Genomic DNA, 22,643 nt, shown 5'->3' with positions numbered 1-22,643 from the left:
CAGGATAGTTTTCGTTAACATTACTGATGTGTCAGGCAGACCTTTGCGCTGTTAATGGCATGCCTAACAGCGCACATGTTGTGGTTTGTGTTTCGTCCGTTATAGGCGGCGGACGTTACTAAACTTCATTCGTAACGAAGTGCTAACCAATCAGAAGCTGACAGAAATGTAATCTTGGTTTCAGTCGACTGTCCGCTTATGTCCGTCTAGGGTGAGCTATGAGCACTTGGGTCAACCTGAGCGCATGAAACAGCATCTGGCTCGCATTACAGCTAGGTATTCGTCTGCAATATCCTCATCCGCGAGCAGTCCGAAATGATCAGCTGTTTTTAATGGAAATTGTCGAATGCCGCTGGTCCCAGTACCACTGCTAGCGTTGTCTTTCCTTGAATGCAATGGAGAACATAGCTATGACCGCCCGATGGTCTTTCACATGGACACTCTCCAATGCCAGCAGCATCGCATTGATGCGTGTTGCCACTGCCACAAACCTGTCTGAATGCATCGATGACCCATTGCCTTGAGGCGGGGGGTGAACATTGAAGACTAATGATTGAAATCTGTCAGACGTTGACCCATTTCTTGTTGAGTGGTTACACCTTTCACCACCACGTTTGCGGGGTTTGCGCCGAGATATGTGGCCTGTGCCAGGGGCTGCGAACAGGTCGGTGGTATGGAAAATTGCGTCAGGGCCTACCGCGAATGCGCAGAGAGCTGCCGAAAAATGGCTGGCGCCCCAGTTGAACCACCATTCAGGTACAGAAGTAGCAATTTCCGTGCTTGGGGGCAATGGCATGCCTGTGCCAACCCTCCGGCCTCTAACAGGAGATTTACAATGTCACAGCCTATCAAGCACAACAGCTCTAGCCGATTCACTTTGTCGATGAGGGGGATAGCGATGGCTGTCGCGGTAATGGCAGCAGCGCCGACGTGGACTAATGCCGCAGAACCCACGAAAAGCGAAGCGATGCAGATGCCTTCCGAGCAGAAGGATCATTCGAAGATGATGAAACAAATGGGCGGTATGTCCATGACCGGTGATGTGGATTATGACTTTGCGGCCAACATGCGCATGCACCACCAAATGGCAGTCGAGATGGCGCAAACTGAACTCAAGAACGGGAAAAATCCGGAGATGCTCCGTATGGCCAAGGACATAATTGCCGCACAGAAGAAGGAAATTGCTGAACTCGATCGGTGGATTAAAGCAAACGAAAAACCATGAATAGGGTGTTGCCGAAGTCGATTCCTGCGCCGCGCCGATGAAAGAAAGTGTCATGCTGCACCGGTCGGCGCATACCACCTTGAAAAACGCCGCTACCCTGATCGACCTGCTCACTATGCTGCGATGTTATAACGAGCTGTTTGATTGATTTCAACAGTGATGTGAACCAGCTCCTCATGCACTGACAAGAGGTCTTTGAAGTATGCGGGTGTCGCATTTTGGTCAGTTGTCAAACTCAGGATGCGGGCATATTTCCCTTTGCCTACCCGCCATACATGAAGGTCGCTAATCTGTGCAGAAATAGGGCTTGAGTCGATGACTTCCCGGACCTCCGCAACGGCAGGGGCGTCCATTTCGGCATCCAGCAATACTGTTTTGCAACAGATTGCAGCGGTGAGAGGCGCGGTGAACAGATTGATGGCAGAGGTGCTTGAAGGGCATATCCGTGAGCACCTGGGTGCTGAAGCCGTCACTCCAGAACAACGTCAAGAAGACCTGGATCAGGTCATCTCGGCCCTGCGCTCATATCTGAAATGAGCCCAGGGAGAGTCTGTGCGTGAGGGCGTTAACGCTGGAGCAGATCACCGCCTCAGGCGCTGACCTTGGAAGGAAAACCCAACGCTTCAACAGAAGCGCGGACTCGCTCTGGGCTTTCGATGCTTTCAACGTTGACCTTGCCAGCAGCACGATCCACCGAAACAGCTGCCTCGCTATCCAACGACTGAATGGCTTTGGTAATTTTACTAACACAGCTACCGCAACCAATGCCTGATACGTCTAAGACGAACATAGTTATTCCTCTCGTGTTGATCGGCCTCTTTGGCCGCAGTTACAGCATCAACGTTGACACGATAGGAAGGTCAAGAGTTGTCTGCACCGTTTAAATGGTGTCCAAGTCTCAATCTATTCGGGTGTTCCTCAGCCGCAAGGCATTGAAAACCACGGATGCTGAACTCACGCTCATCGCGATGGCCGCGACCATCGGTGATAAGAGATGTCCGGTCAGTGGATACAGTAGACCTGCTGCGAGCGGGATACCCATCGAGTTGTAGAGAAAGGCGAAGCCCAGGTTCTGTCGCATGTTTTTCACCGTCGCTACAGAAAGGGCACGCGCCCGAAGAATCCCCATCAAATCGCCTTTTACAAGCGTGAGCTGCGCGCTGTTCATCGCGACGTCCGTGCCTGTCCCCATGGCGATACCCACATCTGCCCGGGCCAGAGCCGGCGCATCATTGATACCGTCGCCAGCCATGGCAACTCGCCGGCCGTATTGCTGAAGGTCCGCGACAAGACGTTCCTTGTCCTGAGGCTTCACTTCACCGTGGACTTCTTCAATGCCCATCTCCTTGGCAACAGCTCGTGCCGTGGTGAGACCATCACCAGTGGCCATGATGATTTTTACATTATCAGCCTTGAGCTTGGTGACGGCCTCTTTGGAGGTTGGTTTGATCGGATCTGACACTGCAAGCAACCCTGCCAGTACTCCGTCGACCGCAACATAGATGATGCTGATACCTTCGAGTCGTAACAGCTCTGCACGGTATTGGAGGGGCCTGATACTCACGCCTGCTTCTTCCATTAAGGCGGTATTGCCCAGTTGGATTTTTTTGCCGCTAACCATACCGCTGACACCAATCCCGGATCCGGACTCGAACGATTCAGGCTTGCTCAAAACAAGGTTTTCAGCTCGGGCGTGATCAACGATTGCGTGAGCCAGAGGGTGCTCACTGCCTTGATCCAGACTGGCAGCGAGTTGAAGAACATCATTGGGGTCGAAGTTCTGTGTGGCTTCCACACTGTGAAACACCGGACGCCCCTCTGTCAGGGTGCCTGTCTTGTCGACGATCAGCGTGTCGATCTTGTAAAGGTTCTCGATAGCACTGGCGTCTCTGAACAGCACGCCCATGCTGGCAGCTTTCCCCGTGGAAACCATGATCGACATCGGTGTCGCAAGCCCCAGAGCGCAGGGGCAGGCAATAATCAGCACGGCGACCGCATTAATCAGGCCGAAGACCCAACTGGGCTCAGGACCGAACAGCCCCCACCCCAGAAAAGTCAGCAGGGCAATCACGATTACCCCCATCACAAAGTAACCAGCAACGGCGTCCGCCATACGCTGCATGGGGGCTTTAGAGCGTTGGGCACGGGCCACCATCTGCACGATTTGAGATAGCACGGTTTCGGCTCCAATCTTTTGCGCTTCCATGACCAGGCTGCCATGGGTATTGAGCGTGGCCCCGATCAGGCTATCTCCGCTTCCTTTCATCACTGGTACGGGCTCGCCAGTCAGCATCGACTCATCGATCGCGCTTTCGCCCTCCAGTACCAAGCCATCGACCGGAACTTTTTCACCCGGTCTTACCCGTAGGTGATCGCCCTTATGCACATGCGTCAGAGGGATGTCTTCCTCCGTGCCATCGGTATTGATCCTGCGTGCGGTTTTCGGAGACAGACCAAGAAGAGACGCAATAGCCGCAGACGCTTGTGATCGAGCTTTGAGTTCAAGCATCTGCCCGAACAAAGTCAGCGAGATGATCACTGCTGCGGCTTCGAAATAGACGCCTATACGCCCATCTTGCATAAAGGTGGCGGGAAAACTCTGGGGAAACAGGGTGGCTACGACGCTATAAAGATACGCTGCCGCTGTTCCCAAACCAATCAAGGTCCACATATTTGGACTGCGATGACAAATGGACGCGATACCCCTCACAAAAAAGGGCCAACCGGCCCATAGGGTCACCGGGGTTGCAAGGACCAGCTCCACCCAGTTCTGTGTGGTTCCGTAGAGGAGGTGTAATGAATGTCCCGCCATGGCGAGCACGGTCACTATCACGGTTAACGGCAACGACCACCAAAAGCGACGGGTAAAGTCCTTTAGCTCGGGATTTTCCTCTTCCCCAAGCGCTGGCATGACTGGCTCCAATGTCATGCCACATTTAGGACAGTTGCCGGGACTTGGCTGACGTATCTCTGGGTGCATGGGGCAAGTGAACTCAGTGCCCGCCTGCGGCTCTGGTTGGCTAGAGTGTTCGGCCCCCGGCGGGCTCTCGACATAGCGATCAGGATCAGCTCGAAACTTTTCTTGGCACTTCAGGCTGCAAAACTGATATGTCTGCCTCTCATAAAGCTCACTGAACTTGCTCGGCAGGGTAACAGACATGCCGCACACTGGATCGCGTAGACCTCCATCCTGGGGGGTTACCTGATGGGCGTGATCATGGTCGCGGTGACTCGTGGCGTCAGGCATGACTAGTTTCCCTTATCGTCCTTGTTGGTTTCCGAACTCACGTGTCGGCCATGGCCGCCATGACCGTGCCCAAAAAAATGCATCAACGGACAGATCAACAGAATCAGATAGGGCAGATAAGGTGAGACATGGCCGAAGTGTTCCCGGACCACGTAGAAAACGCCGATCGCAACCAGCATGATCAGTACGACACCCGTTTTGCTCCTCCAGAAGGGTGGAGGGGCGTTTTCAACCGAATGCGGATGGTTAGTCATGATTGAGTTCCTTTTGTCCCTGTAAGAGTTGCGGTGACATCTGCGACTGAGAGTAGTCAACGCACGCTTTGAGGCTGTGATATCGATCAATCCACGCTTTACTTCACTTCAAACTGACCCACCATTCCCGACTGATAGTGGCCCGGTACATTGCAGGCAAACTCCAGGCCTGTGCTCTTGGAAAAGGTCCAGATAAGCTCTTTGGTTGCGCCTGGTTCAATCAGCACGCTGTTGGGATCGTTGTGCTCCATCCCGACCATCTTCATCCCCCCCATGTTGTGTCCCATATCGCTCATCGCTTGCCCATGTCCGGTAGGACTGAGCGTGCCGTTCTGGAACATAGCTACCATCTCTTTCTGATGCGCGGCATGGGCGGCGGCTTTGCCGATATTGAATTCATGCAGCAGCGAGCCTTCGTTGCGCAGGACGAAGCGAACCGTCTCTCCTGGTTTGACATCGATGTTTTTGGGCACGAAGGAGATATCGCCCATTTTCACTTCAATCGTGCGGGTGACCTCGGCCGCCGCTCCAGGCTGACCAATGTCATCCTTCCCGTGGCCAACGCTAGCTATGGCTGTAGAACCGAGGAAAAGGGCAATTGCAGCGCAAACCGGGATAGCAAATTTCGCTTTCATAGTGACCTCAAAGTGAAAGTGGGTAGCACTGGTGATGCTAAGGAAACTTAACTGCCAGTTAACTGACCTGAACACTACATTTCTGTCAGTTTCTGAAATAAAACACGGCGTCGAAGTGACGCCGTTTGTAACCTGGATAAAGCGCGGAAACCTTGAAGATAGAGCCTTTACTGATGTTTTTCTGAAAGCATCAGTTTGTGGTCGCGTTGCATTTGGCTCAAAACGTCATCGACGATTTTGTCGTGCTTCTCCATCCAGGCGAGGTGCTGTTGAGGCGTCATCGATGCGTCGGGATGATCCTTGTGAAGTTCGCTCATGAGATCGCTGAGCATCTTCATATGCTCTGTCATGTACGCATGGCGTTGTCCCTCGGGGGCTTTTTCGGCTTGAATCAGAACGACTTCGGCTTTATCCCGCATGTTTTCCATGCGTACCATCACTCGATCTCCGCCGCCCTCAGCCCATACAGAGGTCGAGAGCAGGATCGAGCCAACCAGAAACAAGGTTTTGAGAGAGTTCATGGGGCAGCTCCTTGAAGGGATGTTGTCAGACTCCCTAGGATTCTTCTCGCTGGAGAGCCGGATTGAGCACTTGAAAGTGTTCATGTTCAAACCCTAGACAACGCTGGCTGACATCTACCTGAAGCCAGGATTACATTTCTGTCAGTTGCTGGTTGGTTCGGCTGATTCGTTGCAAACTCAGCCTCATCATCACTTTGAGAGCCACACCATGAGACTTCTGGTTGCTGAAGACGAACCGAAAATAGGTATCTATTTGCAACAGGGCCTTACGGAAGCTGGGTTCAATGTTGATCGTTTTACCAACGGTACAGAGGCCCTTCAACATGCCCTGAGCGAAGCATATGACCTGCTGATATTAGACGTCATGATGCCGGGCCTGGATGGGTGGGAGGTCCTTCAGAAGGTGCGTTTGTCAGGGAAGGACGTCCCGGTACTTTTTCTGACGGCGCGAGACCGCGTTGAAGATCGAGTCAAGGGGCTTGAGCTGGGGGCAGATGATTACCTGATCAAGCCTTTCGCATTTTCTGAGTTGCTAGCTCGGGTCAGGACGCTGCTCCGTCGCGGTAATAACGTGCCCTCGCAAACCCATATGAAATTGGCCGATCTAGAGGTAGATCTGCTCAAGCGCAGGGCTATTCGGGGCGGCAAACGCATAGATCTTACGGCCAAGGAATTCGCGCTACTGGAACTGCTGCTCCGTCGCCGAGGCGAAGTGCTGCCAAAATCGCTCATCGCCTCGCAAGTCTGGGACATGAACTTTGACAGCGATACCAACGTAATCGAGGTTGCGGTGCGCAGGCTCAGGGCGAAGATCGATGACGACTTTGAGGTCAAGCTGATCCAGACCTGCCGTGGTATGGGCTACATGCTCGATGCACCTGATTCGAAATCGGAGTCGGAATGAATAGTCTATCCCTGACCACCCGCATGAGTTTGATGTTCATGCTTGCGGTAACGGCGGTGCTCACCGTCGCCGGGCTCAGCTTCAATAACCTCAGCCGGCATCACTTCAAAATGCTGGATCAGCAGGCACTGAACGAAAAGCTCCATTCGACCAAAAGAATTTTGGGAGAGCTGAACAGTATCGACCAATTCGACGACTTAAAGCCCGAGCTACAGGCGTTGCTCGGTGCTCACCGTGATTTGACGGCCCTAATCCTGGACAGTGATGGGAGATTGCTTTTCGCTGATCCTGGGCCAGTAAATGTTCCGGAGAGTTTCCGCACGACCACAAACAACAATGTCTGGGAATGGCGAGACCAAGAGCAAATGTTCCGTGGCGTGACGGCACAAGCCATCGTTACGGGGCAAGACAAACCATGGACCGTGATTTTGATCTTTGACGTTACTCAGCATATGTCCTTCTTCGAGACGCTTGAGCGATGGTTCTGGATAGGGCTGGTGATCAGCGCGCTCGTCAGTGCCGCACTGGGCTGGATGGTTGCAAGCAGTGGTATGCGTCCTATTCGGCAGGTGACCAGGGTCGCTGCGTCGATGTCGGCTAAATCACTTAAAGAGCGCATTCCATTAGCGCCTGTTCCAAAAGAGCTTCAGCAGATGGTGCTGTCGTTTAATGCGATGTTATCCAGGCTGGATGATGCTTTTGTCCGGTTATCAAATTTTTCTGCGGACATTGCTCACGAACTGCGCACACCGGTCAGTAATCTGATGACCCATACCGAAGTAGTACTCTCTAGAAAAAGGGATATTGAGGACTACGAAGACAACCTGTACTCCAATCTTGATGACTTGAAGCGTATGAGTCGGATGATTGATGACATGCTTTTTCTGGCGAAATCTGACAACGGTCTGATCACACACGAGAACAAACCAATAGACCTAGTGGAAGTCGTGGAAAAATTGCTTGAGTACTACCGCCTTTTGGCTGATGAGCGAGGGATTGAACTCAAGGTTTCAGGAAGGGGCAGCGTCCGAGGCGATGTCCTTATGCTCCACAGAGCGATTTCTAACCTGCTCTCTAACGCGCTTCGCTACACCTCTGAAGGGAAGACGATCAGTGTCGAAATTCTCCAGAAGGAGATGTCGGTATTGGTCGTCGTGGAGAACCACGGAGAACCCATTGCCCCCGAACACCTTGAAAAGCTTTTCGATCGTTTTTATCGCGTGGACCCAGCGCGGCGAGAAGGGAGTCCAAGCAACGCAGGGCTGGGTCTGTCGATTACCCGATCAATTATTGAAGCGCATGATGGCAAGATCTGGTGTACGTCATGTGACGGGAAAACGGCCTTTCATCTAGAGTTTCCTAGTGTTGACTTGAAGGTCAGCTGAACAACGGCGCATTTGTGATCAACGGCGATCTCTCAGCCTGCGCACAGCGTCCGCTTTCGTTATTTTTGAATGAGTGAAAACCCTAGAATCGCGGGCACGCGGTCTCGTCTTTAAATCCCGCTATGCCCGCCAATTCGCGGCCAAGCACCCGCGTCAAGCTGACTGAAATGTAATCGAACAGTTTGCGTTCGTGTGGCATCGTGTTCTTGCACTGTGACGTTGGGGCCTAGTGAGTTTCTCGTGTTCAACCTGCCCTAGAACACGGAGGCTACTAGCTAATCATCAGTGGTTTTAACAAGAATCGAAAAGTAAAAACTAGATATTCCCAAACAAACCTCGAATCAACAGCTCTTGCTGTGAGGAGTCTTGCATGTCATTCCTTAAAACTACGACCGTAGCTGTTGCACTTACCGCTGGTTTGCTTCTGAGTGCAGTTGCTCAAGCACATCCAAAGCTCCTTTCTTCCACTCCGGCAGAAGGCTCGAATGCGGCGGCCCCTTCGAAAATTGAACTGCACTTTTCTGAGAACCTCACCACTCAGTTTTCCGGTGCAAAACTGATCATGACTGATATGCCTGGCATGCCGAACTCCCCAATGGGTGTTAAGGCCGCCGTCGCTGGTGGCGGTGACCCGAAAACGATGGTGATTACACCGGCAGCACCTTTGACCACCGGTACCTACAAAGTCGAATGGCGTGCTGTCTCCTCGGACACTCACCCGATCACCGGCAACTTCTCATTTAAAGTGAAATGATGTATGAGCGACTCAATAAATATTGTGGTTCGCTTTGCTCTTTATTTCGACCTGATGTTGTTATTCGGATTGGCAATTTTCGGCTTGTACAGCCTCAGGGGAAAGGAAAGAGTATCGGGCACGGTCTTGAATTTTGAGTCGCTTCTTTACGGTACTTCTGTCGCAGGTGTAGCTCTGTCCCTTGTCGCCATGTTGTTGCTTGCGAAAGCAATGAGCGGTGTGTCGGAGCTTATGGAGCTACATCACCATATTTTTGAAATGGTCCTCATGGGGACCGACGTCGGGTTGACCTGGATGGTCCGAATAGCTGCCTTGGTGATGGCAATTATTGGCGTCGCATTGAATAGGCGATTTCCGACACCCAGTCTCTGGATCGTCACCGTATGCGGAGCGATTGCGTTGGCGACGTTGGCTTGGACAGGGCACGGTGCCATGGATGAAGGCAGCCGACGCTACTGGCATTTCATCACCGATATACTCCATCTTTTAGCCGCAGGTGGCTGGTTGGGTGCTCTATTGGCATTCGCTCTACTGCTGCGGTTGAAATCGCTAAAGGGCGAACAAGAAGCTCGAATTCTTGCACGGGTGCTGACTGGTTTTGAATCGGCCGGCGCTGTGATCGTAGTGATCATAAGCATCACAGGTGTAGTGAATTATCTGTTTGTCATCGGTCCAAATCTCGATGAAGTGATGCTCAGTACGTACGGTGTACTGCTGTTTTTGAAGATCCTGCTCTTTGCCGGGATGATCGTGTTAGCCACGCTGAACCGCTTTCACCTAAGTCCGGTATTGGAGCGGTCAGTTCGAAATGGAGAATACTCTGCCGCGGTCAGTGCCTTGCGCCGCAGCATGACACTCGAATTTTTAATGGCAGTCATCATAATTTGTCTTGTCGCATGGTTAGGCACTTTAAGTCCGGAAATGGAAATGAGCGCGGGATAGAGGTTGGTGACAGCCGACTAAGGAGTCTAGAAGGTGAATTGTAAGGGCCATTTCCACAGGCTACACTCCAGCCCATGAAACGCTACCTACGGTGTTGCCTGATTTTCCTGATTAGCTTGGCGCTCCCCCTCAGCGGGATGGCGGGTGTTCAGGCGCCGACTGAGCCCTGCCCCATGAAAACCATGGGCATGGCGATGATGGACGGCATGGGGCAAGACTGCTGCCAGGACATGAAAAGTCCCGCCGAGCACGGCAAACCCTGTAAGCCAGGCCAGGAGTGCAAGACTGGTGGCATGCTGCAAGTCTCCATCATCAAGCCTCCTATCACCTTATCCAGCCCCCTCGTACTGTCCTTCTCCCTAGATTCCCATCCAGTACAACCCCCGTCCGGGGTATGGCGACCGCCACGCACTTGATTCCTGTACCACACTGAGCCTCATTCCGCGTTAGCGGGATGGCATATCTGCGTGCATGTCTGATGAAGCGCGCAGTGGATCATCACAGGAATCGTGAACATGAACTCCAAGTGCTATTGCACAGGGTGGTCCCTCGTGGCCGGCCTGGCGGCAAGCGTACTGGCATTGCCGAGTCTCGCTGCCGCATTGACACTCGATGAAGCTTTGCAGCTGGCTGAAAACAATGCGCCGTCGCTGACTGCACAAGACGCGAAAATTCAGGCTGCCAGTAGTGCGGCCATCCCCGCTGGTGAACTACCCGATCCCAAGTTGCTGCTGGGCGTGCAGAACTACCCCATTGGGGGCCCGGATCGCTGGAGCATCGACCAGGACTTCATGACTATGCAAATGGTCGGAGTCAGTCAGGAGATGCCCAACAGCGACAAGCGCAAAGCGCGCATCGAGGTCGCTGATGCGGCCATTGACCGCGCCGCCGCTGAGCGCCGGGTCGAACGTCTAAAGGTTCGTCAGGCTACGGCGCTGGCCTGGATCAACAGCTACTCCGTTGAGCGTAAAGACGCGCTCTTTCAGGACTTCTACAAAGAAAACCGTCTGCTGGCCGATACCGTCCGTGCACAAATTGCCGGCGGCCGCGCTCAACCTGCTGATGCAGTTACGCCCAAACAGGAAGCGGCACAACTGGAAGAGCAGCAGGACGATCTGATTCGCCAGAGAGCGCAGGCCCGAGCGGCCCTGAAGCGCTGGATTGGACCAGCCGCCAACGACAAACCTGTGGGCAGCTTGCCTCAATGGCCTGTCGAAGCCTCTGGCTACTCTCATAAGCTGCAACATCATCCAGAATTGGCAGCGTTTGCACCAATGACCCGCGAAGCGCAAGCCAAGGTCCGTGAAGCCGTGTCGGAGAAACAGTCGGACTGGAGCTGGGAACTGGATTACCAGCGCCGTGGCCGTGAGTTTGGCGATATGGTCAGCGTGCAATTTTCCTGGGACCTACCGCTGTTTCCTGACTCTCGCCAAAACCCCAAAATCGCGGCCAAACAGGCTGAAGTCAGCCAGCTTGAGGCTGAGCGCGAAGCCCTGTCACGCGAGCACACTCAGCAACTTGAAAACGAACTCGCTGACTATGAGCGCCTGAATCGTGCGGTGCGCCGCAACCAGGAAAGCCTGTTGCCGTTGGCCAAGGAAAAGGTCGAACTCAGCATGGCCAGTTATCGGTCCGGCAAAGGCGATTTAAATGCCGTTGTTGCCGCCCGACGTGAACTCATTGAGGCCCGCCTCAAACAGATCGACGCGGAAGAGCAGCGAGCGTTGACCAGTGCGCGTTTGTATTTTGCTTATGGGGAGTCCAGCCAATGATCCTTACAAAATGGAACGGGGCATTGCTGGTAGGCATCTCGCTGGCATTGGGTGTTGGTGGTGGCTACTGGTTCGCTCATCAGCGCATCAACGGAGTACCAAGTGGCGCCCCGGAGCAGAGCCTCAATTCACAGGGCGAACGCAAAGCACTGTATTGGTACGACCCTATGTACCCGCAGCAAAAGTTCGATAAGCCGGGTAAGTCCCCCTTCATGGACATGCAACTGGTCCCCCAGTACGCCAGTGGAGCAGGGGATCGTGCGACCGTCAGTATCGATCCAAGTCTGGCCCAGAATCTCGGACTGCGTTTTGCGACAGTTACCCGTGGAATCTTTGACTCCAGCCTCGATGCGACAGGTGTCTTGGCGTTCAACGAGCGTGATGTCGCTGTGATTCAAGCACGTACCTCGGGCTTTGTGGAGCGGGTCTATGCCCATGCTCCCGGTGATGTGCTCAAAGCCAACGCGGCGTTGGCGGATATCCTGATGCCGGAATGGGCCGCTGCTCAGACAGAGTTCCTTGCCCTGAAGCGCAGCGGGGATGCTGACCTGTTGGTTGCTGCCCGTCAGCGCCTACGGCTGACAGGGATGCCGGCAGCACTGATTTCTCAGGTAGAGCGTGGCGGTAAGGTTCAGCCGTACCAGACGCTCACCAGCCCCATTGCCGGTGTACTGCAAGAGTTGAACGTACGCGCGGGTATGACCGTGGCGACTGGCGACACTCTGGCACGCGTCAATGGCTTAAGTAGTGTCTGGCTAGCCGTGGCCGTTCCAGAATCGGAGTCCGGAGCTATCACCGTGGGGCAGGCAGTCGAAGCGCGCTTGCCAGCCTTTCCAGGGACAATGCTTAGTGGCAAAGTCAGCGCGATTCTTCCCGAAACCAATCCGGACAGCCGCACCATTCGTGTGCGGGTGGAACTACCCAATCCGGACGGGCGCCTGAGACCAGGTTTGACGGCGCAGGTACGCCTGAATCGCTCGACCGAGCAAAGTGTGTTGTGGGTGCCCAGCGAGGCCGTCATTCGCACTGGCCGACGTGCCTTGGTGATGATCGCCGAAGACGCTGGCCGCTATCGTCCAGTGGAGGTGCAGCTCGGGCAGGAAAGTGATGGCAAGACGGCGATATTGAAAGGTCTGGAAGAAGGACAGAAGGTGGTTACCTCTGGCCAGTTCCTGCTCGACTCGGAGGCCAGTCTTAAGGGTATTGTTGCAACCTCGGAGCAAGAGCCACCACCCAGCGCAGCAGCCTCCAGCTTTCACGAGGCGGATGGGCAAATCGTTGAGATCAACGACAAAGAAGTCACGCTCGCCCATGGCCCCTTCAAGACACTCGGCATGCCGGGTATGACGATGACTTTCCCACTCGCCAATCCGGCTCTGGTGCAGGGCCATAAAACGGGCGACAAGGTTCGGATCGCGGTGAGCCAAACCGACGATGGCTTGCGTGTAGAGCGCTTGGATAAATCGGGGAGCCAGCCATGATCGCTGCCCTCATCCGTTGGTCAGTGGCCAACCGATTCCTGGTACTACTGACGACGCTATTCGTCACGGCTTGGGGTATTTGGTCGGTGCAGAGCACGCCCATTGATGCGCTGCCGGATCTCTCTGATGTTCAGGTGATCATTCGCACCCCGTATCCGGGACAAGCGCCGCAGATTGTTGAGAACCAAGTGACCTATCCGTTGGCCACAACAATGCTCTCGGTGCCGGGCGCCAAGACGGTGCGTGGTTATTCCTTCTTCGGTGACAGCTTCGTTTACGTGCTGTTCGAAGACGGCACTGACTTGTACTGGGCTCGCTCGCGGGTGTTGGAGTATCTAAGCCAAATACAAAGTCGCTTACCGGCCAGCGCCAAGCCGGCGTTGGGACCAGATGCGACGGGGGTGGGTTGGATCTATCAGTACGCACTAGTGGATCGCAGTGGCGGACACGATTTAGCGCAGCTTCGCGCACTTCAGGACTGGTTCCTCAAGTTCGAACTCAAGACCCTGTCCAACGTGGCGGAAGTGGCCACCGTGGGGGGCATGGTCAAGCAATACCAGGTGCAGCTTGATCCGCTCAAACTGGCCAGCCTCGGCATCACTCAGGCGCAGGTAACCGAGGCTATTGGCAAGGCCAATCAGGAAACCGGTGGGGCCGTGCTGGAGATGGCTGAGACCGAGTTCATCGTGCGTGCTTCCGGCTACCTGAAGACACTAAATGACTTTCGGGCAATCCCGCTCAAGCTGGGTTCGGGTGGTGTGCCGGTGACCCTTGGCGATGTCGCCACGATCCAGTTGGGTCCGGAAATGCGGCGTGGCATCACTGAACTCGACGGCGAAGGCGAGACCGTCGGCGGCGTGGTGATTTTGCGCAGCGGCAAGAATGCTCGCGAGACCATTGCGGCGGTCAAAACGAAACTCGACGAACTGAAAAGCAGTTTGCCGGCCGGAGTGGAAATCGTCACCACCTACGACCGCAGCAAGCTGATCGACCGCGCTGTGGAAAATCTCAGCCACAAACTAATCGAAGAGTTCATCGTCGTCGCGTTGGTGTGTGGGATCTTCCTCTGGCACCTGCGCTCATCCCTGGTGGCGATCATCTCCTTGCCGGTTGGTGTGTTGATTGCCTTCATCGTCATGCGCTACCAGGGCATCAACGCCAACATCATGTCCTTGGGCGGGATAGCCATCGCCATCGGCGCCATGGTCGATGCCGCCGTGGTGATGATCGAGAACGCCCACAAGAAGATTGAGGCTTGGCACGTGGCTAATCCCGGAGAGGAATTGAAGGGGGAGCGTCATTGGCACGTGATGACCGAAGCGGCGGCAGAAGTAGGTCCAGCACTGTTCTTCTGTTTGTTGATCATCACCCTGTCGTTCATTCCGGTGTTCACCCTGGAGGCGCAAGAAGGGCGGCTGTTCGGCCCGTTGGCTTTCACCAAGACCTACGCCATGGCCGCAGCGGCGGGATTGTCAGTAACCTTGGTGCCGGTGCTGATGGGCTATTGGATTCGAGGACGAATTCCCAGTGAACAACAGAATCCGTTGAACCGGTGGTTGATTCGGATCTATCAGCCGGCTCTGGACGCGGTCTTGCGTCGACCAAAGATCACGCTGCTGGTGGCGCTATTGGTTTTTGTCAGCGCGCTATGGCCAATGTCTCGCCTGGGTGGCGAGTTTCTCCCCCCGTTGGACGAGGGCGACCTGCTCTATATGCCTTCAGCTCTGCCGGGATTGTCGGCGCAGAAAGCGGCGCAACTGTTGCAACAGACCGACCGCTTGATCAAGACCGTTCCAGAGGTCGAACACGTATTCGGTAAAGCCGGTCGTGCCGAAACTGCCACCGACCCCGCACCGCTGGAGATGTTCGAAACCACCATCCAATTCAAGCCGCACGAGCAATGGCGGCCAGGCATGACCCAGGAAAAGTTGGTGGAAGAACTGGATCGAGTGGTACGAGTCCCTGGGCTTACGAATATCTGGATACCACCGATTCGCAACCGTATCGACATGCTGGCCACGGGGATCAAGAGTCCCATCGGAGTGAAAGTTGCCGGCACCAACCTATCGGAGATCGATGCCGCGACTCAGGCGGTCGAGCGAGTTGCCAAGGGCGTACCCGGTGTCAGTTCGGCTCTGGCCGAGCGGCTGACGGGTGGCCGCTATATCGACGTGGATATCGACCGCAAGGCCGCCGCTCGCTACGGACTGAATATCGCCGATGTGCAATCCATCGTGGCCGGCGCTATCGGCGGTGAAAACGTCGGCGAGACCATTGAAGGTCTTGCACGTTTCCCGATCAACGTGCGTTACCCACGGGAGTGGCGTGACTCGCTCGGTGCCTTGGAGCAGTTGCCGATCTACACCCCGTCAGGCAGCCAGATCACCCTCGGCACGGTGGCAAAGGTCAAGGTCAGTGACGGTCCTCCGATGCTCAAGAGCGAGAATGCACGGCCCTCTGGTTGGGTATACATCGACGTGCGTGGCCGGGACATTGCCTCGGTGGTAGCTGATCTACGCCGGGTAGTCAGTGAGCAGGTCAAGTTGCAGCCAGGCATGAGCCTGAGCTATTCGGGACAGTACGAATTTCTCGAAAGGGCCAACGCTCGACTCAAACTGGTGGTGCCTGCCACTCTGGTGATCATCTTCGTGTTGCTCTACCTGACTTTTGCCCGCTTCGATGAGGTCGTGCTGATCATGGCCACTCTGCCATTCGCACTGACGGGCGGAGCATGGTTCCTCTATCTGTTGGGATTCAACCTGTCAGTCGCCACCGGGGTCGGGTTTATCGCCTTGGCCGGAGTGTCTGCCGAATTTGGCGTGATCATGCTGCTCTACCTGAAGAACGCCTGGGCCGAACGTGAGGACCTCGGCGACAGCACTGAGCACGGGCTGGTTGCGGCCATTCGTGAAGGCGCCGTGCAGCGAGTTCGACCCAAGGCCATGACCGTGGCCGTGATCATTGCCGGTCTGTTACCCATCCTGTTGGGCAGCGGCACCGGCAGCGAGGTCATGAGCCGCATCGCCGCGCCCATGGTTGGCGGCATGATCACGGCGCCCTTACTTTCTCTGTTTGTCATCCCGGCAGCCTATCGCCTGATGCGTCGGCGCCATCTCCCAGTTGAACCCACCACCCCTTAAGGAAAAGTCGTATGAAACTGACCCTGATTGCAGTTGCAAGCACCGTAGTAACGCTGTCTTTTTCTGTCCTGGCAGAGGACATACCGGGCATGAAAATGGGCGGTATGGACGGTATGCAGATGAAGCAGGACGCAAAGCAGGCTCCAGTAGCCAAAGCGCAAGGCACTATCAAGGCTATTAACTCCGAGAAGCACACTGTGACTATCGCTCATGGCGCCGTGCCGGCGGTGCAGTGGCCCGCTATGACCATGGCTTTTTCCGCCACGGCGGAGCAATTGGAGGGTCTAAGCGCTGGAGATCAGGTGGCTTTCGAATTCAGATCTGAGGGCGCGAAAGCCATGATTGTGTCCATTAAAAAGGTGAAATAACCACGAGACGCCTAGCGCTCCCTCCCACACGGTGTTGTAGGTGGGAAGGGGGCTTGGCGTCTGTTTAACGATTTTGTCGTTAACCAACCGCGATCACGTTAAACCGGCGCGACTTGAAGCTGATCATCTCTGTCGCCTGAGGTTCGACATATCTCGAATACTCGAGAGCAAGTCAAACAGAGCGAAATCGCAGAATCTGCGCGCCGTCGAAAGGATCGACAAGGTAATGCCCGTGCACGCCGAACGTATCCTGCAAGCATTGCGGGGTCAGCACCTCAAGTGGCTTGCCGAGGGCCGCTAATCGCCCCCGATCCAGTACCGCCAAACGGTCACAGGTCAGCGCCTGATTCAGGTCATGCAGGGCGATCAATGTCGTCACCGGCAGAGCCTGCACTACTTTTAGAATGGCGAGCTGGTGCTGGATATCCAAGTGATTGGTCGGTTCGTCCAGCAACAGAATCTGCGGGCGCTGGGCCAAAGCGCGAGCGATGTGGACACGCTGACGTTCACCGCCGGACAGACTGTGCCAGGTACGGTTTTTCAGGTGCGTTGCATCGACGTCGCGCAGCGCCTGCAGGACGATGGCATCGTCCTCACTCGACCACGGGCTCAAGGCCGACAGCCATGGCGTTCGGCCCAGGGCTACGGCATCAAACACACTGATGGCATCCAAGGTGTCGGCCTGTTGCTCTACCACCGCCAGGGTTTGCGCGATGGTTCGTCGTGACTGCGCCTTGAGGCACTGGCCGTTGAGGTGGATGTCTCCCCGGCTGGGGACGCGCACGCCGGCCAGCAGTTTGAGCAGCGTGGATTTTCCCGAACCGTTGGGCCCGACGAGGCCCAGGGTTTCACCACGACGGATGTCCAGGTGGATGTCGTGCAGCAACTCAGCGTCGCGGACATGGAACCCGAGGCCGGAACAACTTAGTACGGATTCGTCGATAACAGGCGAGGCAGCATTCATCGGGCATTCCTCCGACCGATCAGGATCAACGCGAACACCGGCGCGCCAACCAGTGCGGTGATGACGCCGACCGGGATCACCTGGCCTTTGATCAGCGTTCGGGAGAGCACATCGGCGGCGATCAGAAACACACCACCCAGCGCGCTCGCCGGCAGCAGACGCGCATGCCGGGTGCCCAGCAGCAGTCGCACGGCATGGGGAATGACCAGTCCGACGAAACCGATGGAACCGACAATCGACACCATCACCGCCGTCACCAGTGCGGCGCAGCTGATCAACAGAAATTGCACTCGGCGTACCGGAATGCCGAGCGAGGCGGCTGAGTCCGCGCCAAAAGTGAAGGCATCCAGCGTCCGACGGTGCCACAGGCACACCGCGAGACCGATCAATGCCACGGGCACCGACAGCCAGACCGACGGCCAGCGCACACCGCTGAGATTGCCCAGCAACCAGAACATGATGCCGCGGGCCTGTTCGGAACTGGCCGACTTGGTGATCAGAAACGCCGTAAGCGCATTGAACAACTGCGAACCGGCAATCCCCGCCAGGATGATTTGCCCGGTGCCGCCGTTTGAACCACTGGCACGGGCCAGCAAAACAACCACGGCGAAGGCGGCAACGGCGCCGGCAAACGCCCCGACCGACAGCGAAATCAGCCCCGCCCCGAGGCCCAGCAATGCCACCAGTACAGCGCCCGTCGAAGCGCCGGCGGAAATGCCGAGCAGATAAGGATCGGCCAGCGGGTTGCGCAACAGCGATTGCAGGATCACCCCGCAGGTGGCCAGGCCCGCGCCGCAGGCCGCTGCCACCAGCGCGCGGGTCAGGCGGTAATTCCAGACGATGCCTTCGTCTATCGGATCGAGGACATAACCGGCAGTCCACAGTTTGTTCGCCAGCACCTGGAACACCACGCTCGGTTCGATGCTCGTTTCACCGATGGTCACACCGGCAATCACGGCCAGCAGCAGTGTCAGCAATGCCAGCAGCGTACGAATCAGCACCCTGGTCATTTCGGCAGGTCGTAGCCGTTGATGGCTGATGCCAGGGTTTCAAGACCGTCGAACATTCTCACGCTGGCCTGCATGGCCATGGCGTCGAGGATGATGATGCGGTTGTTTTTCACGGCGTCCATGTTGCGGGTCACCGGGTCGCTGCGCAGGAATTCCAGTTTCTTTTGATAGTCGTCAGCCGGGAAGCGACGGCGATCCATGCGTGCGATGACCAGGAAGGTCGGGTTGGCCTTGGCGATGGTTTCCCAGCCGACGGTTGGCCATTCTTCATCAGACTGAACCACGTTGCGCACACCCAACGTGTTCAACATGAAGTCGGGAATGCCCTTGTGCCCGGCGACATAGGGGTCGATATCCAGACTGGCGCTGGAGAACCAGAACAGCGCACTGGTGTGCTTCAGATCCTTGTTCTGTACGGTGGCAATGGACTTGGCCAGGCTGGCCTTGAGTTGGGCGGTCAGCTGCTGGCCACGTTCCTGCACGTCGAAGATTTCAGCCAATTGGCTGATGCTTTTGTAGAGGCTGTCGATGTGAAATGCCTCCAGACGTGTGCCATCGGCACCGACCAGGTTGTCCTTGGCTTCGCAGTCGGAGGGCATCAGGTAGGTCGGGATCTTCAGTTCGTGAAATTGGTCGCGAGTACCGACCACGCCTTGCGGGCCGACCATCCACTCCAGCTCCACTGCCACCAGCTGCGGACGCTTGCCGATCACCGCCTCGAAACTCGGCTCGTTATCGGCCAGGCGCTCGATCGTGTCGTTCTCTGTCTTGTACGTGGCCAGCACATCGTTGAACCACAACGAAGTGCCGACCAGCGTGTTGCCAAGGCCCATGGCGTAGAGCATTTCAGTGCCAGCCTGGCCGATGGTCACGACACGGCTGGGTGCCTGCTGAAAGGTCAACGTGCTGCCACAGTTCTCGACGGTCAGGGGATAGTGGGTCGGGGCCGCATGGGCGAGGGTGGACAGTCCCAGGGCAGTGGCGAGGGTGGCAAGGCGGAACAGCAGCATGACGCAATCTCCATGTGACCGTACAAGAGCAGCGGTACGGACTGGAAACACATCATCGAACGCTGCCATTGAAGCAGTGAAGTGCCGATCACTGAGGTGACGCTCGGCGCAAGGATGTCCTTCCCGGACACCCCGCCGGTTAGTGATTTGCTTGGCCGGCAGGTCTCCTGACTGGTGCGTCGTCGCCAGGCTCCAGCCTTCCCGGGAGTGATCCCAGTGGCAGTTCAGGAGCAGGCTCAGCACCTACAGTTGCGGGGGCAGTTCCGTTTGATGCCGTGTCAGGCATCTCGGATTCCCTATTAATCCCATTTGGAAACCGGTGGCCGGCATGGTAGTCGATCATGCCGAATATCACCACTGAGCGCTTTTGGCTGATGACTGCCTGTTCACGACTGACTTTCTCAGGGCGTGAAGCGGTCATCGAGAAGAGACCGATAGCGATACGCTAAAGTTATGCGGGTCGTCGATCAATTGTGATCCATTGTTCGTGCTGCGTCCGTCCCTGGAGCGTCCAATGCCGCCCATCACCACGCGCCTGGTGGCGCTGTTTGTTCTTTGCCTGACGCTTGAAGTGCCAGCCCAGACCAACGCCTGCCCAGCTGGCGAGAAACAAGTGTGCCTGGACGGCTGCATCTGCCTGCCAGACGCAGGACAACTGCTCGGCCCCCTGTCTGATGGCATCTTCCAGATCGCGGCACCTGCCCTGGCGCTGTGGCTGACCCAAGCCCGCGCTGAAGCAGCCAACGCCGACATCCAACCCATTCCACCGCACATCCGGGAGCAACTGCTGCGCTGGTACGACCCCAGCGTGCTGGATATCGCACGCTACAAAGTTAGCGACAACGGCCAATTCAGCGCCGCCACTGCCATGCTGCAAAACCCCGATGTCGGTGCCGTGACGCTGATCGACATCATCCTCTTCCGGGACGCTCAAACCGCAGAACAGAACATCGCGCTCTGGGCTCACGAATTAAAGCATGTGCAGCAGTATCAGGAATGGGGGGTAGAAGGATTCGCCCAGCGGTATACACAAGATTTCAATGCTGTGGAGGCGCCGGCTTATGCCATTCAGGCTGAGGTCAGACGGTTGGTGCGGGAAGGGACTGACTGAAGGGTAGTGAAGCCGCCCATCACGACTGGCTGCATTGTGTCGATTTCGGTCAGTAGTGACAGCAGAAATCGTCCCATTGCAGCCTTTCAAGCACCGCAAAGGTCGGCCAAAATCGGTCCATAGCCAGGGTTCGCTTTGGGCCGATACGCGAGCGCAGGTATGGATCGAGCCATGGCCCTGGTCGCATAAATTTGAAATGCACGGCGTTGCTCGACAGAATCGTGCCCCGATCCGGCCAAAGGTGCCGGACGTTCGTGGTGAAAAGGGGCTGCAGTTGAACGAACAGACATTGTCCATGCGCCTGGAACGCGTGGCGGCGCATGTGCCAGCCGGTGCGCGCCTGGCCGATATCGGCTCGGATCACGGCTACCTGCCGGTGGCGTTGATGCGCCGGGGCGCCATCGCGGCGGCGGTGGCCGGCGAGGTGGCATTGACGCCGTTCCGCTCGGCCGAACGCACCGTGCGCGAGAACGGCCTGGACCAGCGGATCGTCGTGCGCCTGGCCAATGGCCTGGCGGCGATCGAGCCGGGAGACGGAATCACGGCGATCAGCATCTGCGGCATGGGCGGCGAGACGATCCGCGACATTCTCGACAGCGGCAAGGCGCGTCTGAGCGGCCAGGAGCGCCTGATCTTGCAGCCCAACGGCGGCGAGCAGCCACTGCGCCGATGGCTGATGGAAAATGGCTACCGCATCCTCTGCGAGGAACTGCTGCGGGAAAAGCGCTTCGACTACGAAATCATCGTCGCCGAGCGCGCCGGGCCGGTGATGTACACCGCCGAGGAGCTGTACTTCGGCCCGCTGCAGATGCAGGCACGCAGCCCGGCGTTCCTGGTCAAGTGGCAGCGCATGCTGCGCCAGAAGCAGAAGACCCTGACCCACTTCGCCCGAGCGCGGCAGGCCGTGCCCGAGGAGAAGGTGCAAGACGTCGCCCGGCAGGCCCGGTGGATCACCGAGCTGCTGGCTTGAGCCCAGCAACTGATCTGAGGCGGATCTCAGCCCGTACCGATACGCTACCCAAAAACTGCTCCTGGTTTTTCGCGTTATGACAGGCGTGATTCGCGTGTGGCGCTGATCAAGCCCTCGGCCGTGACACCGATGCGCAAGAACGAATCTAAGCGTCAGATTGTTTTTTTGCCAGGCCGATGGCTGTAGTCATATGCGGTACAGCGTAGGCCTTGTACCAATGATTCATTCCCGCAATAGCTTTCTGGGCGGGTGCCGTGTCGGCTGCCCCGACCAATTCCGCGCAAGCCTGCGCCATCGAGACAAGAATGCGGGCTGCTTCGGGAACATAGGGGAGGTCATTCCCAGCTTCATGACGCTCACGAATGATCTGGTAGCGAATGTTCTCCGGGAGTGTCCAGGCACTGATTAAAAACTCCTGAACGGAGTAATCGACGCCTTTGATTTCCACGGTCGCGCAGCGATGTTCCTCACTGAACCCTGCCGCTTCGATCTGCTCACAGCTATCGATAACAGTGTTCATCATTTCTCGAATTTGTTGCCAATCAGTTTTCATTCGAACTCCTTTTCAATGTTGTTCTTGAAGTTACGGGCGGCCTCGATTTCCAGCCCCGGTGTGCTGTCCAGCTACCGACTATGAGCGACGGCGGCCAGTTGCTCGGTATCTACGCGAACAAAAATGGAGTCTCCAATAGCCGTGAGCACGTCCCCCGCGTAGACCTCACAGATGACGCGACTTTTGCGTCCGACATCCGGTAAGTGCTCGGCCATGACATGCACGCCGTCTTCATGCCAGAAGCTTTTGATGTGGAGCCCGTGCGGATTACGGCTGCCGCAGCCGTAACAAACGCCTTCAGGCGCGGCGGTGTCTTGCAGGGAGGTGTCGAGCCTGGACACACCTTGGTCATCCTCAAAATGTGAACTAAACCAGAATCCAGGAACGGCCGCACCTG

22 protein-coding genes, 2 pseudogenes and 1 riboswitch are annotated in these 22,643 nt (G+C 56.3%); of the genes and pseudogenes, 13 read left to right on the top strand and 11 right to left on the bottom strand.

From position 1 onward, the window contains the following. Window positions 1-835 precede the first annotated feature (835 nt). Complete coding sequence (locus tag ACYZT7_RS20840; protein WP_462033898.1) at window positions 836-1,225, top strand: DUF305 domain-containing protein; 390 nt, start codon at window positions 836-838, stop codon at window positions 1,223-1,225. 113 nt (window positions 1,226-1,338) lie between these two features. Here ACYZT7_RS20840 and ACYZT7_RS20835 read toward each other — a convergent pair. After that, window positions 1,339-1,596: pseudogene (locus ACYZT7_RS20835) on the bottom strand (cation transporter); the annotation flags it as partial. A gap of 1 nt (window position 1,597) precedes the next feature. Between ACYZT7_RS20835 and ACYZT7_RS20830 the strand changes: the two are divergent. Then, window positions 1,598-1,762 (top strand): annotated as a pseudogene (locus ACYZT7_RS20830) (metal-sensing transcriptional repressor); the annotation flags it as partial. Between the two features lie 52 nt (window positions 1,763-1,814). On the opposite strand, the gene ACYZT7_RS20825 reads toward ACYZT7_RS20830, so the two are convergent. The 5 genes from ACYZT7_RS20825 to ACYZT7_RS20805 form a co-directional block, all read right to left on the bottom strand. Beyond that, on the bottom strand, window positions 1,815-2,015 hold the full coding sequence (locus ACYZT7_RS20825; RefSeq protein WP_010465980.1) for a heavy-metal-associated domain-containing protein: 201 nt from the start codon (window positions 2,013-2,015) through the stop codon (window positions 1,815-1,817). A 108-nt stretch (window positions 2,016-2,123) separates the two neighbouring features. Further along, window positions 2,124-4,472, bottom strand: a complete 2,349-nt coding sequence (locus ACYZT7_RS20820) for a heavy metal translocating P-type ATPase (RefSeq protein WP_462038045.1) — start codon at window positions 4,470-4,472, stop codon at window positions 2,124-2,126. Window positions 4,473-4,474: 2 nt separating this feature from the next. Then, window positions 4,475-4,726, bottom strand: coding sequence for a DUF2933 domain-containing protein (locus ACYZT7_RS20815; protein WP_461970348.1), 252 nt, complete (start codon window positions 4,724-4,726; stop codon window positions 4,475-4,477). A 98-nt stretch (window positions 4,727-4,824) separates the two neighbouring features. After that, window positions 4,825-5,361 (bottom strand): cupredoxin domain-containing protein, encoded by a 537-nt coding sequence (locus ACYZT7_RS20810; RefSeq protein ID WP_462038044.1) that lies wholly within the window; start codon window positions 5,359-5,361, stop codon window positions 4,825-4,827. A 167-nt stretch (window positions 5,362-5,528) separates the two neighbouring features. After that, window positions 5,529-5,882, bottom strand: a complete 354-nt coding sequence (locus ACYZT7_RS20805; RefSeq protein WP_462038043.1) for a co-regulatory protein PtrA N-terminal domain-containing protein — start codon at window positions 5,880-5,882, stop codon at window positions 5,529-5,531. Between the two features lie 208 nt (window positions 5,883-6,090). Between ACYZT7_RS20805 and ACYZT7_RS20800 the strand changes: the two genes are divergently transcribed. The 9 genes from ACYZT7_RS20800 to ACYZT7_RS20760 all read left to right on the top strand — a co-directional run bounded on the left by ACYZT7_RS20800 (window position 6,091) and on the right by ACYZT7_RS20760 (window position 16,628). Continuing rightward, the gene (locus ACYZT7_RS20800) at window positions 6,091-6,786 is read left to right on the top strand and encodes a heavy metal response regulator transcription factor (RefSeq protein WP_461970352.1); all 696 of its coding nucleotides are present in this window, start codon (window positions 6,091-6,093) and stop codon (window positions 6,784-6,786) included. Further along, on the top strand, window positions 6,783-8,171 hold the full coding sequence (locus ACYZT7_RS20795) for a heavy metal sensor histidine kinase (protein ID WP_462038042.1): 1,389 nt from the start codon (window positions 6,783-6,785) through the stop codon (window positions 8,169-8,171). The genes ACYZT7_RS20800 and ACYZT7_RS20795 overlap by 4 nt, the downstream gene beginning before the upstream one ends. Window positions 8,172-8,541: 370 nt before the next feature. Further along, a complete protein-coding gene (gene copC / locus ACYZT7_RS20790) occupies window positions 8,542-8,925 on the top strand; it encodes a copper homeostasis periplasmic binding protein CopC (RefSeq protein WP_019821291.1) in 384 nt (127 codons plus the stop codon). A 3-nt stretch (window positions 8,926-8,928) separates the two neighbouring features. After that, on the top strand, window positions 8,929-9,867 hold the full coding sequence (gene copD, locus ACYZT7_RS20785) for a copper homeostasis membrane protein CopD (RefSeq protein WP_462038041.1): 939 nt from the start codon (window positions 8,929-8,931) through the stop codon (window positions 9,865-9,867). Window positions 9,868-9,941: 74 nt separating this feature from the next. Further along, window positions 9,942-10,283: a hypothetical protein gene (locus ACYZT7_RS20780; RefSeq protein ID WP_462038040.1), complete on the top strand. Its 342-nt coding sequence runs from the start codon at window positions 9,942-9,944 to the stop codon at window positions 10,281-10,283. 99 nt (window positions 10,284-10,382) lie between these two features. Further along, entirely contained in the window at window positions 10,383-11,639 is a 1,257-nt protein-coding gene (locus ACYZT7_RS20775; protein WP_462038039.1) for a TolC family protein, read from the top strand. Next, window positions 11,636-13,120 carry an efflux RND transporter periplasmic adaptor subunit gene (locus tag ACYZT7_RS20770; protein WP_462038038.1) on the top strand — a complete coding sequence of 495 codons (1,485 nt, stop codon included), beginning with the start codon at window positions 11,636-11,638 and terminating at the stop codon, window positions 13,118-13,120. Before ACYZT7_RS20775 ends, ACYZT7_RS20770 begins: the two co-directional genes overlap by 4 nt. Continuing rightward, entirely contained in the window at window positions 13,117-16,260 is a 3,144-nt protein-coding gene (locus ACYZT7_RS20765; protein WP_462038037.1) for an efflux RND transporter permease subunit, read from the top strand. Before ACYZT7_RS20770 ends, ACYZT7_RS20765 begins: the two co-directional genes overlap by 4 nt. 11 nt (window positions 16,261-16,271) lie before the next feature. Beyond that, window positions 16,272-16,628, top strand: a complete 357-nt coding sequence (locus ACYZT7_RS20760) for a copper-binding protein (protein WP_462038036.1) — start codon at window positions 16,272-16,274, stop codon at window positions 16,626-16,628. A gap of 172 nt (window positions 16,629-16,800) precedes the next feature. Here ACYZT7_RS20760 and ACYZT7_RS20755 read toward each other — a convergent pair whose 3' ends face one another. The 3 genes from ACYZT7_RS20755 to ACYZT7_RS20745 are packed head-to-tail and all read right to left on the bottom strand — an operon-like array spanning window position 16,801 to window position 19,612. Continuing rightward, complete coding sequence (locus ACYZT7_RS20755) at window positions 16,801-17,592, bottom strand: ABC transporter ATP-binding protein (protein WP_462038035.1); 792 nt, start codon at window positions 17,590-17,592, stop codon at window positions 16,801-16,803. Beyond that, complete coding sequence (locus ACYZT7_RS20750; protein WP_462041838.1) at window positions 17,589-18,590, bottom strand: FecCD family ABC transporter permease; 1,002 nt, start codon at window positions 18,588-18,590, stop codon at window positions 17,589-17,591. The genes ACYZT7_RS20755 and ACYZT7_RS20750 overlap by 4 nt, the downstream gene beginning before the upstream one ends. Window positions 18,591-18,598: 8 nt before the next feature. Then, on the bottom strand, window positions 18,599-19,612 hold the full coding sequence (locus tag ACYZT7_RS20745; protein WP_462038034.1) for an ABC transporter substrate-binding protein: 1,014 nt from the start codon (window positions 19,610-19,612) through the stop codon (window positions 18,599-18,601). A gap of 140 nt (window positions 19,613-19,752) precedes the next feature. Further along, window positions 19,753-19,955, bottom strand: a riboswitch (cobalamin riboswitch). A gap of 171 nt (window positions 19,956-20,126) precedes the next feature. Here ACYZT7_RS20745 and ACYZT7_RS20740 point away from each other — a divergent pair. Together ACYZT7_RS20740 and ACYZT7_RS20735 are read left to right on the top strand one after the other, a co-directional pair. Beyond that, a complete protein-coding gene (locus tag ACYZT7_RS20740; RefSeq protein WP_462038033.1) occupies window positions 20,127-20,723 on the top strand; it encodes an eCIS core domain-containing protein in 597 nt (198 codons plus the stop codon). A gap of 274 nt (window positions 20,724-20,997) precedes the next feature. Further along, entirely contained in the window at window positions 20,998-21,693 is a 696-nt protein-coding gene (locus ACYZT7_RS20735) for a tRNA (adenine(22)-N(1))-methyltransferase (protein WP_462038032.1), read from the top strand. 145 nt (window positions 21,694-21,838) lie between these two features. Here ACYZT7_RS20735 and ACYZT7_RS20730 read toward each other — a convergent pair whose 3' ends face one another. After that, on the bottom strand, window positions 21,839-22,246 hold the full coding sequence (locus ACYZT7_RS20730) for a hypothetical protein (RefSeq protein ID WP_462038031.1): 408 nt from the start codon (window positions 22,244-22,246) through the stop codon (window positions 21,839-21,841). A 71-nt stretch (window positions 22,247-22,317) separates the two neighbouring features. After that, window positions 22,318-22,587, bottom strand: a complete 270-nt coding sequence (locus tag ACYZT7_RS20725; RefSeq protein ID WP_462038030.1) for a hypothetical protein — start codon at window positions 22,585-22,587, stop codon at window positions 22,318-22,320. Between the last annotated feature and the right edge of the window lie 56 nt (window positions 22,588-22,643).

This window comes from Pseudomonas sp. RT4P38 (assembly GCF_054897765.1).
Note: the sequence above shows the minus strand (reverse complement) of the source record. Positions and strands in the feature narration are given on the sequence as shown.